The sequence below is a fragment of the Cupriavidus sp. R6-3 genome, assembly GCF_059772245.1.
The window spans coordinates 1-14,187 of record NZ_JCBAJO010000126.1; the positions used below are offsets into that span (position 1 = coordinate 1).

Here is a 14,187-nt window from a genome sequence, read left to right on the forward strand (position 1 = left end):
TCGCTGGTGCAGACCGCGACCGGCTTCAACGATGCCGAGGCCCGCGCCGCCGGCAGCGACGCGCCGCGCCCGTTGCCCGCCCAGGTGCTCGACCACGCCGCCGGCTATCTGCTGGCGGTGGGAGCGATGGCGGCGCTGCACCGGCGCGCCACCGAGGGCGGCAGCTGGCACGTGCGCGTGTCGCTGGCGCAGACCGCGCAATGGCTGCGCGGTCTGGGGCGGATCGAGGAGGGGCTGCAGGCGCCGGATCAGCGCATCGACGACATCAGCGACCTGCTGGAAGCAGTGCCGTCCGGTTTCGGCATGCTGACCACGGTGCGCCACGCCGCGCAGCTGTCGGAAACCCCGGCGCGCTGGGAGCAGCCGTCCGTGCCGCTGGGCAGCGACGCGGCGGAGTGGCTGCCGCGCGGCGGGGCCAGATAGGCGGTTGAAATCCTGCAGACTTTTTGCGTGCGGTGGCGGTTCCGTCCGGTCCAGGCCGGTCCGATCCCGGTCGCGGCCGCGGCCCCGCGGCCACAGTCCTTCCCTGCCGACGCTGCGCCATGCCGCGTCGGTATTTTTTTGACGCACTAAAACCTACCGAGTAGTATGTTCTCGCAAGGAAGGCCGGACCTTCGACAAGAACGACCAGAAGAAAGACAACAAACGACGACAAGGAGACAAAGGCATGCGGGTTCTGATCACGGGCGCGGCCGGCTTTATCGGCACCGCGCTGCTACGCGCGTTGATCGCGCGGGGAAGCCTGGCCGACGCCGGCGGCACGCCGTGCCGGATCGAGGAACTGGTGCTCGCAGACCGGGCCGATGTGCCGCTGGCCGGCGACGCGCCGTGCCGGCGCACGGTGCTGCGCGGCGACCTGGCCGAGCCCGGCTTTGCGGCCCAATTGGCGGCCCTGGCGCCGGACAGCGTGTTCCATCTGGCGGCCAGCCTGACGCTGGAGGCCGAAGCCGACGAGCCGCGCGCCTATCGCCTGCATGTGGAGGCCCTGCGCGAGCTGATCGCCGGCTTCGGCAAGCCGCCCCGGCTGGTGCTGGCCAGCTCGATCGCGGTCTTCGGCGGCGACCTGCCCGCGACGGTCGGCGATGGCCTGCGCGCCGAGCCCGACACGACCTATGGCACGCACAAGGCCATCGCCGAACTGCTGCTGGCCGACTACAGCCGCCGCGGCCGCGTCGACGCACGCGCGCTGCGCCTGCCGATCGTGCTGATCCGCGACGGCGCGCCATCGCCGGCGGTGTCCGACCGCATCGCCGCGATCGTGCGCGAGCCGCTGGCCGGCCGCGATGTCGTCTGCGGCCTGCATCCGGACACGCGGATGCCGGTGGCGTCGGCGCAGGCCGTGGCCCGCGCCCTGATCGCCATGCACGATCTGCCGGCGGAACGACTGCCGCACGACCGGGCGCTGAACCTGCCGTCGCTGTCGATCACCGTCGCGGAGATGGTCGCCGCGCTGCGTCGCGTGGCCGGCGATGAAGCCGCGGCGCGGGTCCGCTACGAGCCCGACCCCACGCTCCAGCGGGTGGTCGACGGGTGGCCGCGGGCCTTCACGTCGGACAGGGCCAGCGCGCTGGGCCTGCATGCCGATGCCAATTTCGACGCGATTCTTGGCGCCTACCTCGGGGCCTACCTCGGGGCCTACCTCGGGGCCGACCTCGGGGCCAACCGCGGGGCCGACGTCGGAGCCGACGTCGGAGCCAACCTCGGCGCCAACCTCGGCGCCAACCTCGGCGCGTCCCTGCGCGACAAGGGGACGGCATGAAGGACCCCGCGATGGGATTCCGCCGCAGCGGCCCGCTCTCCACCAGTGAACAGGAGCGGCAGGCCGACACCCCGATGCGCTTCGACGAGCGGCTGTCGCCCGAGGTTGCCGCGCTGCCGGTCTGCATCGTCGGCGCGGGCTCGTCCGGGGTGACCGCCGCCAAGGCGCTGAAGGAGAAGGGCATCGCGTTCGATTGCTTCGAACTGGGCTCGAAGATCGGCGGCATGTGGCGCTACGAAAACGACAACGGCATGTCGTCGGCCTATCGCAGCCTGCATATCGATACCAGCCGCACCAACCTCGGCTATTCCGATTTCCCGATCCCCGACCACTATCCGGATTTCCTGTCGCACTACGAGGTCATCGAATATCTGGAAGCCTATGCCGAGCGCTTCGGCATCCCGCCGCATATCCGCTTCAACACGCGGGTCGAGCGCGTGGAGCCGGCCGGCGACGGCAGCTGGCGCGTCACGCTCGGGGATGGCAGCAGCCGGCGCTATCGCGCGGTGATCGTCGCCAACGGCCATCTGTGGGACCCGCGCTGGCCCAGCTTCGACGGCGCGTTTTCCGGCGAGCAGATCCATTCGCATCACTACCGCACCGCCGAGCCGTTCCGCGACAGGAACGTGCTGATCGTCGGCATCGGCAATTCCGCGGTCGACATCGCCGTCGACGTCTGCAAGTCGGCGAAGCGGACATGGATCTCGACGCGGCGCAGCGCGTGGATCATGCCGAAATACATCATGGGCCATCCGACCGATCGCTGGTCGGCCTACTTCGCGCGGCGCCTGCATCTGCCGACGCGCGTCACGCGCACGCTGGTGCGCTGGCTGGCATATCTGGCCACCGGCGACCAGGCGCGCGTCGGCATTCCGCGGCCGCGCCACGAGATCTGGCGCGAGCATGCGACGCTGAGCCAGGAGCTGATCCCGTATTGCGGCCACGGCTGGATCCGCATCAAGCCGAACATCCGCAGGCTCGATGGCCACCATGTCGAGTTCGAGGACGGCACGCGCGAGGCCGTCGATGCGATCATCCACGCCACCGGCTATCGGGCCAGCTTTCCGTTTCTCGATCGGCAGGTGTTCGAGGTCGCGGACGGCAAGGCGGAACTCTATCGCCGCATGATGCCGCCGGGGCGGCACGGGCTGTTCCTGCTCGGGCTGGTGCAGCCGATCGGCCCGACCATTCCGCTGGTCGAGATCCAGGGCAAATGGCTGGCCGCGGTGCTCGCCAACGAGGTGCGGCTGCCGGGCCCGCACGGCATGATGGCGGAGATCGATGCCCATCGGCGCTACGTGTCGCGCCGCTTCGTCGGCTCGGCGCGCTATACGCTGGAGGTGGACTTCCGCCGCTACGCCAAAGAACTGTTTCGCGATATCGCCCGGGGAGGGGCGGCATGACCCCAAGCAAGCAGGAAATCCTGATCCAGGCCGCCGAATGCTTCATGGAACAAGGGTTCCATGCCACCAGCATCGACGACGTCGCGCGGCGGCTCGGCGCGACCAAGGGACGCATCTACCATCATTACGCGTCGAAGATCGACCTGTTCTTCGAGGTGCATCGCGAAGGCATGCGGCTGTTGTTCGAAGCGGTGGAGCCTGCCCGCAAGGTCGAGGGCGATGGCGTCACCGTGCTGGCGGCGATGCTGCGCGCGCATGCGGTTGCCGTGCTTGAACACCATACCTTCGAGAGCGTGGTGGCGCAGGGCGTGCAGATGCATCGCTTCGGCGCGACCACGCCGTCGCAACGGCAGACGCTGGACGAGCTGATCGCCAGCCGCGACCGCTTCGAGCGTCTGTTCAAGGACCAGGCCGCGGCGGCGAGGCGCGATGGCTCGCTGGCCGCCGATGCCGATCTGTCGATCGCGGTGAAGACCTTGCTGGGCGGCATCCAGTGGTCGCTGATCTGGTATCGCCCCGAGGCCGATGCCGACGAGCACGCGCGCGAGCGCCTGGCCGATGCGATGGTGCGTACGCTGGTCGAGGGCATCCGGGCGCGGCCCGAGCGGGCCCCGGCCGCGGCCGCCGCCAAGGGCAAGGCGCGCAGCGCGGCGGGCTGAGGCCTCGCTTGAGGTCTCGTTTGAGGTCTCGTTTGAGGTCTCGTTTGAGGTCTCGTTTGAGGTCTCGCCTGAGCCCCCGCTTGGGGTCTCGCTTGAGATTTCGTTTGAGGACTCGCTTGAAGCCTCGTTTGAGCCCCCGCACTTCCAGCATCGGTTCTCAAGCCGACTTGTTCAGCAGCCGCTCCACCAGCCACAGCCGATCGACGCCCCACACCGGCTCGCCGTCGACGATAAAGAAGGGCGCGCCGAAGACGCCTTGCGCAACGGCATGGTCCACCGCCGCTTCGAGCCGTCGCTTGCCCTCGGGCGAGGCGATCTCGGCCGCCAGCCAGCCGGTATCGGCGCCGACCGCCGCGGCTTCCTCCAGCACCGCGTCGAGATCCGTGATGTCCTCCCCGCGCGCCCACAGCCTGGCGAAGACCCGCTGCGCGAAGCGCTTCGCCTGCGCCGGATCGCGTTCGTCCAGTGCCAGGAAGGCCCGTGAGGCCTTGACCGAGCTGACGCCGCGCATATCGCGCTGGACGAAGGGCACGCCCAATATCCGCGCCATGCGGGGCTTGTCGAGCCGCAGATAGTCCGACTTCAGCGGCGTCTCCATCAGCGGCTTCAGACCCATGATCTTGACCACCGTGACGCCAAGCAGGAAAGGGCGCCACACCACGGTGCGGCCATGACGGGCCGCGAGCGCATCGATCTGCGTCGAGCCGAAGTAGCCGTAGGGCGAGATGAAGTCGAAATAGAAATCGATGGGACTGGCCATCGCCGCCTCATTCCATCCTGATGTTCAGTTGCTCGATGGTCCGCCGCCAGTATGCGGATTCGCGCTGCACGCGCGCGCGGATCTGCTCGGGCGACAGGTCCGAGGCGACCATGCCCTGCGCCTGCAGCAGCGGCGCGAAGTCCGGCGCGTGGGTGACGCCGCGGATGGCGGCCGCGAGCCGTTCCACCGTCGCGCGCGGCGTGGCGGCCGGCACATAGGTCGCGATCCAGTAGCCGGGGGCGGCGATATCGGGGTAACCCGCTTCGGCCAGCGTGGGCACGTCCGGGAACAGCGTGTTGCGGCGCTCGCCCGCCACGGCCAGCACGCGGATCTTGCCGGCCTTCTGCTGCAAGATCGCCAGGCTCGCGGGCGGGAACGAGAAGCTGTAGCGGCCGGACAGCAGTTCCACCATCGCCGCGCCGGCACCCTTCATCGGCACATGCTGGGCCGATGCCTTGGCCTCGCGCTTGTACAGTTCGCCGACGACATGGCTGGGAAAGCCGGCGCCGGACGATACATAGTTGGCCTTGTCCGGCCGCTGGCGCAGCAGCGCCGCCAGTTCCTGCGCCGTCTTCGCGGGCGAATCCGCCGGCACCGCCAGCACCACGTCGCCGCCATCGCCGACGATCGCCACCGGCATCAGGTCGCGCGACGCATCGTAGGGCGTGTCCGGCATCAGCGCCGGAATGGTGGTCAGCGGCCCGTCGACCGAGAACAGCACCGTATGGCCATCGGCCTTGCTGCGCACCACCGAGTTGACCCCGATGGTGCCGTTGGCGCCGCCGCGGTTCTCGGTGACGACGCTCTGGCCGAGCGTGGTCTTCAGTTTCTCGGCCAGCGTGCGCGCCAGCGCGTCGCTCGGTCCGCCGGGCGCGGCCGGCACCACCAGCGTGACGGTGCGCGTTGGAAACTCCTCGGCCAGCGCCGAGCCGCCGCAGGCCAGCATCATGGACAGGAGCGTGACGATGGCTTTCATGCTGGGCCTCCTTTGGCTCGGGCTGGCAAATCGCGGTCGCGGTCGTCGGTCACGGTCTTGGTGCCGCAGCCGGAGCCGGTACCGGTGCTGCTGGTGCCGGTGCTGGTGTCGGTGCCGGAGCCGGTGCCGGTGCTGCTGGTGCCGGTGCTGGTGTCGGTGTCGGTGTCGGTGTCGGTCCGAGCGGCAAGGCGGCGCAGTTGGCCCTTGGCGACCTTGTTGATGCCGACCAGCGGCAGGCTGGCCAGAAACCGGATCTCGCGCGGCACCTTGAAGCCGGCGAGCTGCGCGCGGCAGGCCGCGTCGATCTCGCGGGACAACGCTTCGGCGGCAGCGTTCGGATCGGCCGGCACCACGAAGGCCACCGCGACCTCGCCCATCGCGCCATCCGCGCGGCCCACGACCGAGACGTCGGCCACGCCCGGCACCGCGCGGACCACGCGTTCGAGTTCCGCCGCCGACACGCCTTCGCCGCCGCACTTGATCACATCGCGCGCCCGCTCCAGAAACTGGATCGAGCCGTCGGCGTGAACCTTCATGCGATCGCCGGTGCGGAACCAGCCGTCCGCGGTGAAGGCGGCGGCGTTGGCATCCTCGTCGTTGAAGTAGCCGGCAAACAATGTCCGCCCGCGCTCGCCGAGGATCTCGAGCTCGCCGACCTCGCCCGGCGCCAGCGACATGCTGTGGCTGTCTGCCATCCGGGCCGCATAGCCCGGTGCGACCAGGCCAATGGCGCCCGGGGCGACCGGCCGGTTCGCGCGTCCCAGGATGCCGGGCGCGACCAGTTCGGTCATGCCCCACCAGCCGAGGATCGGCACGCGGAAATGCCGCTCGTGGTCCGGCAGCCAGACCGAGTTGCACCACAGCCGGAAATGGTGGGCCGGCGGGACCGGCTGGCGGAACAGCGCCGCACTGGTGAACTGGACGTGCGGGGCAAAGGTGCAGCGCCGCGCCAGCGCCACCGGCCAGAAGCGGCTCGCCGAGAAGCGCGGCTGCAGCACGATGGCCGCGCCTGCCTGCAGGGCCGGCAGCACGCTCCAGGCCAGGCCCACGACGTGATAGAGCGGCAGCGGGATCAGGACGATATCGGAGGACAGCAGGCCGATGCCGGCGGCACACAATTGCGCCGCCCATAGCGCGTTCGCGCGCGACCAGACCACGGCCTTCGGGCGCGACGAGGTGCCGGAGGTGAACATCATGCTGCCGGGCGCAAGCGAGTCCAATCGCGCGTGTTCGATCGGGGCATCGTGCAACGACTCGAAGCCGATTGCATGGGCCGCATCGTCGGCATGGTCGGCATCGTCCGCATCGATGACGATCTGCCAGCGCAGGTGGTGAGCGCCGGAATGGAGGGAAGGAGGCGTACCGGGCAAGCCGCGCTGCGTCACGATGCCGACCGCGCCGGTGTGGTCGGCGAAGAAGGCCAGCTCGTCGCTTGCCGACTTGGGATTGAGCACCACGCACACCGCGCCCCGCCAGGCGCAGGCGAACCAGGTCAGCAGGAATTCGGGACAGTTGTTGGCATGCAGCAGCACGCGATCGCCGGGCCGCACGCCGCGCCGGGCCAGTCCGCCGGCGACGCGGCGGACGTCATCGAGGAATGCGCCGCGCGTCCATTCGCGCGCGGGGCCTTCGAATGGCTCCCAGGCCAGCAGCAGCCGATCCGGTTGTTCGCGCGCCCGGGTCTCGAGCAGGTCGACGATATCGTCCATGGGCCTCCTGCCGCGTGCCGCTCGAACGGTGGAGCGCACGGGCAAGGCCCAGTGTAAGGAGCGCCACTCCCCATGTCGTATGCCGTTTTATCGCACCGGCTTAACACGGGGTTATGGGGCAGGTGTGGTCTTGCGCCCCTCGCTCGCGCGGTCCCGCGCCCCCGAGACGCGCGCCGCCACTCCGCCGAGAACCCGCAACCCCGAGACCCCGAGACCCCGAGACCCGGGACTTCGAGGCTTCGGGGCTTCGGGGCTTCGAGGCCCCACGGCCCTCAGTACAGCGTCTGGCGGATCCGCTGCGGCAGTTCGGCGTCGTACGCGCGGCCGTCGATCGCATCGCGGCTCAGTGTCGCCAGGATGGTGCCGGTGCTCGGCAGCGCGCTGCGCGGAATCTGCGCCTCCGGCGACCACAGGCGCGAACGCACCAGCGCGCGGGCGCACTGGAAGAACACCGAGCGGATCGCGATCAGCAGCACGGTGGAGGGCGCCTTGCCGTCGACCGTGCATTGGGCGATCAGCTCGGGATCGGTCGAAATCGTCGCCGTGCCCGCCACGCGCAGCGTCTCGTCGACGCCCGGCACGAGGAACAGCAGGCCGACGCGCGGGTCGGCCAGGATGTTGCGCAGGCTGTCGATGCGGTTATTGCCGCGGCGGTCCGGCAGCAGCAGCGTGCGGTCGTCCAGCACCTTGACGAAGCCCGGCGCGTCGCCGCGCGGCGAGCATTCGGCCATGCCGTCGGCCACCGTCGACAGCAGGCAGAACGGCGAGGCCTCGACGAAGGCGCGGTAGTGCGGGTGCAGGTAATCGACTTCCTTGGCCAGCGAGGCCGGCGCGGGTTTGCCGTAGTGCGTTTCCAGGTCTGCCAGCGTGGTGATGGTGTGGTCGGTCATGGCGGATTGGCGGTCGGAGCGAGGTGGAAGAGCAGGGCGGAACGGGGTAGACCGTGCGCGTTGGGCGCAGTGCGGCGGAACGGGTGGATCGTGCGCGTTGGACGCCGTGCGCGGCAACGGCAAGTCTACAGCGTGACGGTGCCGCGGCCGATCTCGATCACGCGGCCGCCGACGCGGATCGCGCCCTCGCCATCGTCGGCATCGACCTCCAGCCGCAGCCGGCAGGGCCGCTCGACCAGGTCGCCCTGCGCGATCTCGTAGCGGGCCGGCAAGGCATGGCCGGTGGCCAGCAGCCAGCCGCCCAGGTTGGCGCAGGCCGAGCCGGTGCCCGGGTCCTCGGCCACGCCGCCGCCCTGCTTGGTGAAGAAGTAGCGCGCGACCACGCGCCCCGGCTGCTGCGGGTCGAAGGCGAACAGATAGGCGGTCTTGCGGCCGAGGCTGCTGGCTGGCCAGGCGTCCAGGCGGCTGCCGTCGGGCGCCGCGCGGCGCACGGCGTCCGGGCTGTTCAGCGGCACCAGCAGCTGGTCGGCGCCGGTATCGACCCAGATCGGCGAGCCGGCCAGATCATCGGCTCGCAGCCCGAGCAGCGCGGCCACTTCCGCATCCGGCAGTTGCGCCGGCGCGGTCCTTGGCTGGCCGCGATGCGGCGCCGTGAAGGTCCAGACATCGCCGTGCGCGCGCACCGGTACCAGGCCGGCCTTGAACTCCAGCGTCAGCGCATCGCCGGTGCCGCGCAGCGCCCGTACCGCATGCGCGGTGCCCAGCGTCGGATGGCCGGCGAAGCGCATCTCGTAGCCGGGCGTGAAGATCCGCACCATCGCGTCGGCCCGCTCCGAGGGCAGGATGAAGGTCGTCTCGGACAGATTGAACTGCAGCGCCAGCGCCTGCATGGTCGCATCGTCCAGCCCGCGCCCGTCCTCGAACACGCACAGGGGATTGCCGCCGAAGGTCGATTCGGCAAAGACATTGAGCAGGCGGAAGGCGTAGCTGGACATGGCGGTGGCATCGGGTAGGGACAGGGTGCCAGTGTAGGACGATGGCGCGCCCGAGCCATATACAGTTCGCTAGCCCGGCATCAGGCCAGTTCCCATCCCCGCATCAGCCGCACAGACAGACGATCTGATTCAATTGCTCGCACGCCGCCGCGAAGGCATCCGGCGGTGCCTGCTTCCAGGGATGGGGCTTGGCGTGCCGGCCGCGCCAGTCGAAGGATTTTGGCTGATGCGCGAGGATGTAGGCCGACAGCTTGCCGACACCTTCGAGCTTGATGGCAAACGGGTTGGTCTCGTTGTAGGCGGCCGTCGTCATCGGCAAGCCGATGACCAGGCCGGTTTTTTCATTGAACGCCCGTGGCGACAAGACGAGCAACGGGTGTCGGTCTTTCATTTCCCGCCCGATCTGCGGGCTGCATTCGATCCACACAATATCGCGGCGATCGGGTACCCACGCGCTCTTCGGCATCGCTACATCGCCTCCGCACCGACCGGTGGCGCCACCATGACTTCTCCGCCGTGGACGGCCGGGTCAAACAAGGCCAGCTTCTCGTCAAGCGTCATGGCCCGCTTTCCCACAGGCTTGACGGTCACTCCCACCTCTTCCACCTGCACCTCGACCTCCTGTCCTTCTACAAAGTGCGCCGACCTCGCTACCGCGGAGGGGATCCTGACGGCAAGGCTATTTCCCCATTTCTGGATGGTCAGTCTGGCTGCTTTGGCCATTTGAGCCTCCTGTGGCGCAAGTATCGGGTCGTGGTGGGAATGTTTCAACATCGTTTATACATGGAGAGATTTGAATACACAAGGCATTGTCGGGAAGCAAAAAAAAACGCCGGCATGGAGCCGGCGCAATGAGTGTCCAGGGGACAGCGAGAGCGGGGGACCGTCAGAAGCCCACCGCCTGCCCGTCCCGGCGGCTGTCGCTGGCGGCGACATAGCCGTGCTCGGGGTCTTCCGACAGGCGCCAGATGAACTGGCCTGAGCCGAAGTCCATGTACGGGTCGGCCACCGACTTGAGCTGGTGGCCGCGGTCCTTCAGGCCGGCGACGGTGGCAGCGTTCATGGTGGCCTCGACGTCCAGCGTGAAGTCGCGGTTGACCTTCCAGCGCGGCGCGCAGCAGGCCGCCTGCGGCTGCTGCTTGTAGTCGAGCATGCGCACCACCGTCTGCAGATGGCCCTGCGGCTGCATGTCGCCACCCATCACGCCGAAGCTCATCACCGGCTGGCCGTTGCGCGTCATGAAGGCCGGGATGATGGTGTGGAACGGGCGCTTGCCGCCGGCCACCACATTGGGCGACTTCGGATCCATCGAGAAGCCGACGCCGCGGTTCTGCAGGCTGATGCCGGTGCCGGGCACGACCACGCCGGAGCCGAAGCCCATGTAGTTCGACTGGATGAACGAGATCATCATGCCGTTCTCGTCGGCCGCGGTCAGGTAGATGGTGCCCCCGACCTTGGGCATGCCGAAGTCGAAATGCGTGGCGCGCTTCATGTCGATCAGCCTGGCGCGCGACTTCAGGTAGGCGTCGTCGAGCATCTGCTCCGGCGTGACTTCCATGCTGCGCGGGTCGGACACGTAGCGGTACAGGTCGGCGAACGCCAGTTTCATCGCCTCGATCTGCAGATGCTGCGAGTCGATCGAATCGACTGGCAGGTTGCCGACGTCGAAGTTGTCCAGGATGCCGAGCGCCATCAGCGCGGCGATGCCCTGGCCGTTGGGCGGAATCTCGTGGATCTCGTAGCCGCGATAGGACTTGCGGATCGGCTCGACCCAGTCCGGACGGTAGTCGCGCAGGTCGGCCAGCGTCATCGCGCCGCCGCACTCCTTGCTGAAGGCGGCGATGCGCTCGGCGATCTGGCCTTCGTAGTAGTCCCGGCCGCCGCTGGCGCCGATGCGGCGCAGCGTTTCGGCGGCGGCCTTCATCACGAACTTCTCGCCGGTATGCGGCGCGCGGCCGTTCGGCATGAAGGTGTCGGCGTAGCCCGGCTGGTCCTTCAGGTCCGGCACCGCGGCGGCCCACTTGTGCGCGACGATCGGCGGCACGGCATAGCCGCGCTCGGCGATCTCGATGGCCGGCTCCATCAGGTCGGCGAACGGCAGCTTGCCGAAGCGCTCGTGCAGCGCGGCCCAGCCGGCCACCACGCCCGGCACGGTGACGCTGTCCCAGCCGCGGATCGGCCGCTTGGCGATGCCATTGCCTTCCTCGCCGTACTTGTTGCGGAAGTACTCGGGATTCCATGCGGCCGGCGCCACCCCCGACGAGTTCAGGCCGTGCAGCTGCTTGCCGTCCCACAGGATCGCGAAGGCATCGCTGCCCAGGCCGCAGGAGACCGGCTCGACGATGGTGATCGCGGCCGCGGCGGCGATTGCCGCGTCGATCGCATTGCCGCCCTTGAGCAGCATGCGCAGGCCGGCCTGCGCGGCCAGCGGGTGCGAGGTCGATACCACGTTGCGCGCGAACAGCGGAATGCGCACGGAGGGGTAGGGATTGGTCCAGTCGAAGGTCTGCATGGCGTGTCTCTTGTCTCTTGGCGTTTTTCGGTCTTGGCGTTATTCCGCGGTGATGTTGCGGTCCTTGATCAGTTTGCCCCAGCGGGCGCTTTCCTTGCTGACGATCGACGCGAACTGCGCGGGCGTGCCGCCGACCGGCTCGGCGCCGAGCTTGGCCAGCCGTTCCTTGACCTCCGGCGCCTGGATCGCCTTGTTGAACTCCGCGTTCAGGCGGGTAACGAGGTCGGCCGGCAGGTTCTTCGGGCCATAGATGCCGAACCAGGTTTCGCTGACGAAGCCGGGCAGGCCCGATTCGCCGACGGTCGGCACGTCGGGCACCAGCGACGAGCGCTTCGGGCTGGTCACCGCCAGCGCCTTGAGCTTGCCGTCGCGCACGTGCGGCAGGCCGGTGACGATGCTGTCGAACAGGATATGCACCTTGCCCGAGATCAGGTCGGCGATCGACAGCGCGGTGCCCTTGTACGGAATGTGCGTCAGCTGGACACCAGCCTGCGCGCTGAAGGCCTCGGCCATCAGGTGGACCACGGTGCCGTTGCCGCTGGACGCGTAGTTCAGTTCGCCGGGATGCGCCTTCGCATAGGCGATCAGTTCCTTGACGCTGTTCACCGGCAGATGGTTCGACACCACCAGCAGATTGGTGGCGCTGGCGACCTGGCCGATCGGCGTGAAATCGGTCTGCACGTTGTACGGCAGGCGCGGATGGATATGCGGTCCGATCGAATGCGTGCTGCTGGTGGCCATCAGCAGCGTGTAGCCGTCCGCCGGGGCTTTGGCGGCCATGTCGGAGCCGATCGCGCCGCCGGCGCCGGGCCGGTTGTCGACCACCACCTGCTGGCCGAGGTTGGCGCCGACCTTCTGCGCAATGGCGCGCGCCAGCAGGTCGGTCGCGCCGCTGGCGGGGAAGGGCACGATCAGGCGGATCGGCTTGGCGGGATAGCTCTCGGCCAGGGCGGGCGCGGCGGCAAAGGCCAGCGTCGCCGCCAGGCTGGTGCCCAGCAGGCGCAGCCAGGATGTCATCTTCAATCTCCGTGAACGTTGTCGGTTCGATGCCGGCGGACCGGCCGATGGCGCATTATTCCGTGCAGCTTTACATAATGAAAGCTAATATTTCTTGCTTGCTTCTCAAGTTTTGCTTAAGGCCGTTACGCCAGACCCGGGCTGCATCCGGCCTGCCGGCCCCGCGTTGACCTGCTTCCCTCTTACTTTATGAGCACCATCCGGTTCCTTCGTACTTTCGTCGCCGTCGCCGAGCACGGCTCCTTCGCCGCCGCCGCCGGCCATGTGGCGCTGACCCAGGCGGCGGTCAGCCTGCAGATGCGCGCGCTGGAGGGCGAACTGCGGCGCGACCTGTTCGACCGGACCGGCCGCGTGGTGGTGCTCAACGCGGGCGGGCGGGAACTGCTGCCGCGCGCACGACAGCTGCTGGCACTGTACGACGAGATGCGCGCCGCGCCGGAGACGCCCGAGGCGATGGCCGGCGCGGTCGCCGTCGGCGCCGTGGTGTCGGTGATGGGCGGCCTGTCGCATGTGGTGGCCAGCATGAAGACCGAGCATCCGGCGCTGGACGTGCGGCTGGTCGGCGCCAAGTCGATCGAGCTGGCCACGCTGGTCGAGGCAGGCGAGCTCGATGCGGCGATCGTGGTGGAGGGGCCGGGCCGGCTGGCGGGGGCGCTGCGCTGGACGCCGCTGTATCGCGAGCCGCTGGTGGCGATCGCCGCCGCCGGCAGCGCCGCCACGGACGCGCGCCAGGCGCTGGCTGGCCAGGCCTTCCTGCGCTTCGACCGGACCCAGCTGACCGGCATGCTGGTCGAGCGGGCCCTGCGGCGCGCGCACCTGCGTGTCAATGAATTCCTCGAACTCAATTCGATCGAGGCGCTGGTCGAACTGGTGCGGCAGCAGGTCGGCGTGACGGTCGTGCCGCTGCTGCAGCGGGCGCGCTGGCGCGACGACGAGGCGCTGCGGGTGCTGCCACTGGAGGCGGGCGGCGAGCCGGTATGGCGCACCATCGGCATGCTGGAGCGGCGCGATCATTCGCGCCGGCACATCACCGAGGCGATCCGGGCCGCCTGCGCGGCGCTGTTCTGCGAGCCGCGCTAGGGGGCGTTCGACCCGACCCCCCCAAAAAAAAACGGGGTGCCGGCTGGCACCCCGTTTCACGTGTTGCGTGTTGCTTCTTACTCTTCCTGGAACGCTTCCTCGCGCTTGGCCTTGATCGACGGCAGGGCCACGATCAGCACCAGGATCGCGGCGGCGATCAGCAGGCTCAGCGACAGCGGACGGGTGAAGAATACCGTGAACTCGCCACGCGAGAGCAGCAGCGTGCGGCGGAAGTTCTCTTCCATCATCGGTCCGAGCACGAAGCCGAGCAGCAGCGGCGCCGGTTCGCACTTGAGCTTCAGGAACAGATAGCCCACCACGCCGAAGGCCGCGGTCTGGAACACGTCGAAGGTGGTGTTCTGGACCGAGTAGACGCCGATACAGCAGAACGTCAGGATGGCCGGGTACAGGAAGCGGTAGGGCACCT

General features: G+C 68.9%; 15 protein-coding genes. 5 read left to right on the forward strand and 10 right to left on the reverse strand.

Annotated elements, in window-relative coordinates:
- The 4 genes from AC6EI8_RS17495 to AC6EI8_RS17510 form a co-directional block, all read left to right on the forward strand.
- The coding region (locus AC6EI8_RS17495; RefSeq protein ID WP_498382496.1) for a CoA transferase at positions 1-423 on the forward strand (423 nt) is incomplete at its 5' end.
- A 244-nt stretch (positions 424-667) separates the two neighbouring features.
- On the forward strand, positions 668-1,759 hold the full coding sequence (locus AC6EI8_RS17500) for an NAD-dependent epimerase/dehydratase family protein (RefSeq protein ID WP_498382497.1): 1,092 nt from the start codon (positions 668-670) through the stop codon (positions 1,757-1,759).
- Positions 1,756-3,162, forward strand: coding sequence for a flavin-containing monooxygenase (locus AC6EI8_RS17505; protein ID WP_498382498.1), 1,407 nt, complete (start codon positions 1,756-1,758; stop codon positions 3,160-3,162). The genes AC6EI8_RS17500 and AC6EI8_RS17505 overlap by 4 nt, the downstream gene beginning before the upstream one ends.
- Positions 3,159-3,821, forward strand: a complete 663-nt coding sequence (locus AC6EI8_RS17510; protein WP_226108319.1) for a TetR/AcrR family transcriptional regulator — start codon at positions 3,159-3,161, stop codon at positions 3,819-3,821. The genes AC6EI8_RS17505 and AC6EI8_RS17510 overlap by 4 nt, the downstream gene beginning before the upstream one ends.
- A 157-nt stretch (positions 3,822-3,978) precedes the next feature.
- On the opposite strand, the gene AC6EI8_RS17515 is transcribed toward AC6EI8_RS17510, so the two are convergent.
- From AC6EI8_RS17515 to AC6EI8_RS17555, 9 genes are all read right to left on the reverse strand, one after another.
- The gene (locus tag AC6EI8_RS17515) at positions 3,979-4,581 is read right to left on the reverse strand and encodes a 2-hydroxychromene-2-carboxylate isomerase (RefSeq protein WP_150084216.1); all 603 of its coding nucleotides are present in this window, start codon (positions 4,579-4,581) and stop codon (positions 3,979-3,981) included.
- 7 nt (positions 4,582-4,588) lie between these two features.
- Entirely contained in the window at positions 4,589-5,557 is a 969-nt protein-coding gene (locus AC6EI8_RS17520; protein ID WP_150084215.1) for a Bug family tripartite tricarboxylate transporter substrate binding protein, read from the reverse strand.
- The gene (locus AC6EI8_RS17525) at positions 5,554-7,266 is read right to left on the reverse strand and encodes an AMP-binding protein (RefSeq protein WP_498382499.1); all 1,713 of its coding nucleotides are present in this window, start codon (positions 7,264-7,266) and stop codon (positions 5,554-5,556) included. The genes AC6EI8_RS17520 and AC6EI8_RS17525 overlap by 4 nt, the downstream gene beginning before the upstream one ends.
- Before the next feature lie 272 nt (positions 7,267-7,538).
- Entirely contained in the window at positions 7,539-8,156 is a 618-nt protein-coding gene (locus tag AC6EI8_RS17530; RefSeq protein ID WP_149317827.1) for a pyridoxamine 5'-phosphate oxidase family protein, read from the reverse strand.
- A gap of 125 nt (positions 8,157-8,281) precedes the next feature.
- Complete coding sequence (locus AC6EI8_RS17535; protein WP_150084213.1) at positions 8,282-9,151, reverse strand: PhzF family phenazine biosynthesis protein; 870 nt, start codon at positions 9,149-9,151, stop codon at positions 8,282-8,284.
- Positions 9,152-9,254: 103 nt separating this feature from the next.
- Entirely contained in the window at positions 9,255-9,617 is a 363-nt protein-coding gene (locus AC6EI8_RS17540) for a type II toxin-antitoxin system PemK/MazF family toxin (RefSeq protein ID WP_226108314.1), read from the reverse strand.
- 2 nt (positions 9,618-9,619) lie between these two features.
- Positions 9,620-9,874: an AbrB/MazE/SpoVT family DNA-binding domain-containing protein gene (locus AC6EI8_RS17545; RefSeq protein WP_149317830.1), complete on the reverse strand. Its 255-nt coding sequence runs from the start codon at positions 9,872-9,874 to the stop codon at positions 9,620-9,622.
- 163 nt (positions 9,875-10,037) lie between these two features.
- Entirely contained in the window at positions 10,038-11,663 is a 1,626-nt protein-coding gene (ggt, locus tag AC6EI8_RS17550; protein ID WP_265633350.1) for a gamma-glutamyltransferase, read from the reverse strand.
- Between the two features lie 39 nt (positions 11,664-11,702).
- A complete protein-coding gene (locus AC6EI8_RS17555; protein ID WP_498382500.1) occupies positions 11,703-12,680 on the reverse strand; it encodes a Bug family tripartite tricarboxylate transporter substrate binding protein in 978 nt (325 codons plus the stop codon).
- Between the two features lie 189 nt (positions 12,681-12,869).
- On the opposite strand from AC6EI8_RS17555, the gene AC6EI8_RS17560 reads away from it, so the two are divergent.
- Positions 12,870-13,760, forward strand: coding sequence for a LysR substrate-binding domain-containing protein (locus AC6EI8_RS17560; RefSeq protein ID WP_149317833.1), 891 nt, complete (start codon positions 12,870-12,872; stop codon positions 13,758-13,760).
- Between the two features lie 77 nt (positions 13,761-13,837).
- Here the strand turns inward: AC6EI8_RS17560 and AC6EI8_RS17565 are convergent.
- Positions 13,838-14,187: tripartite tricarboxylate transporter permease (locus AC6EI8_RS17565; protein ID WP_498382501.1), on the reverse strand; the 350-nt coding region annotated here is incomplete at its 5' end.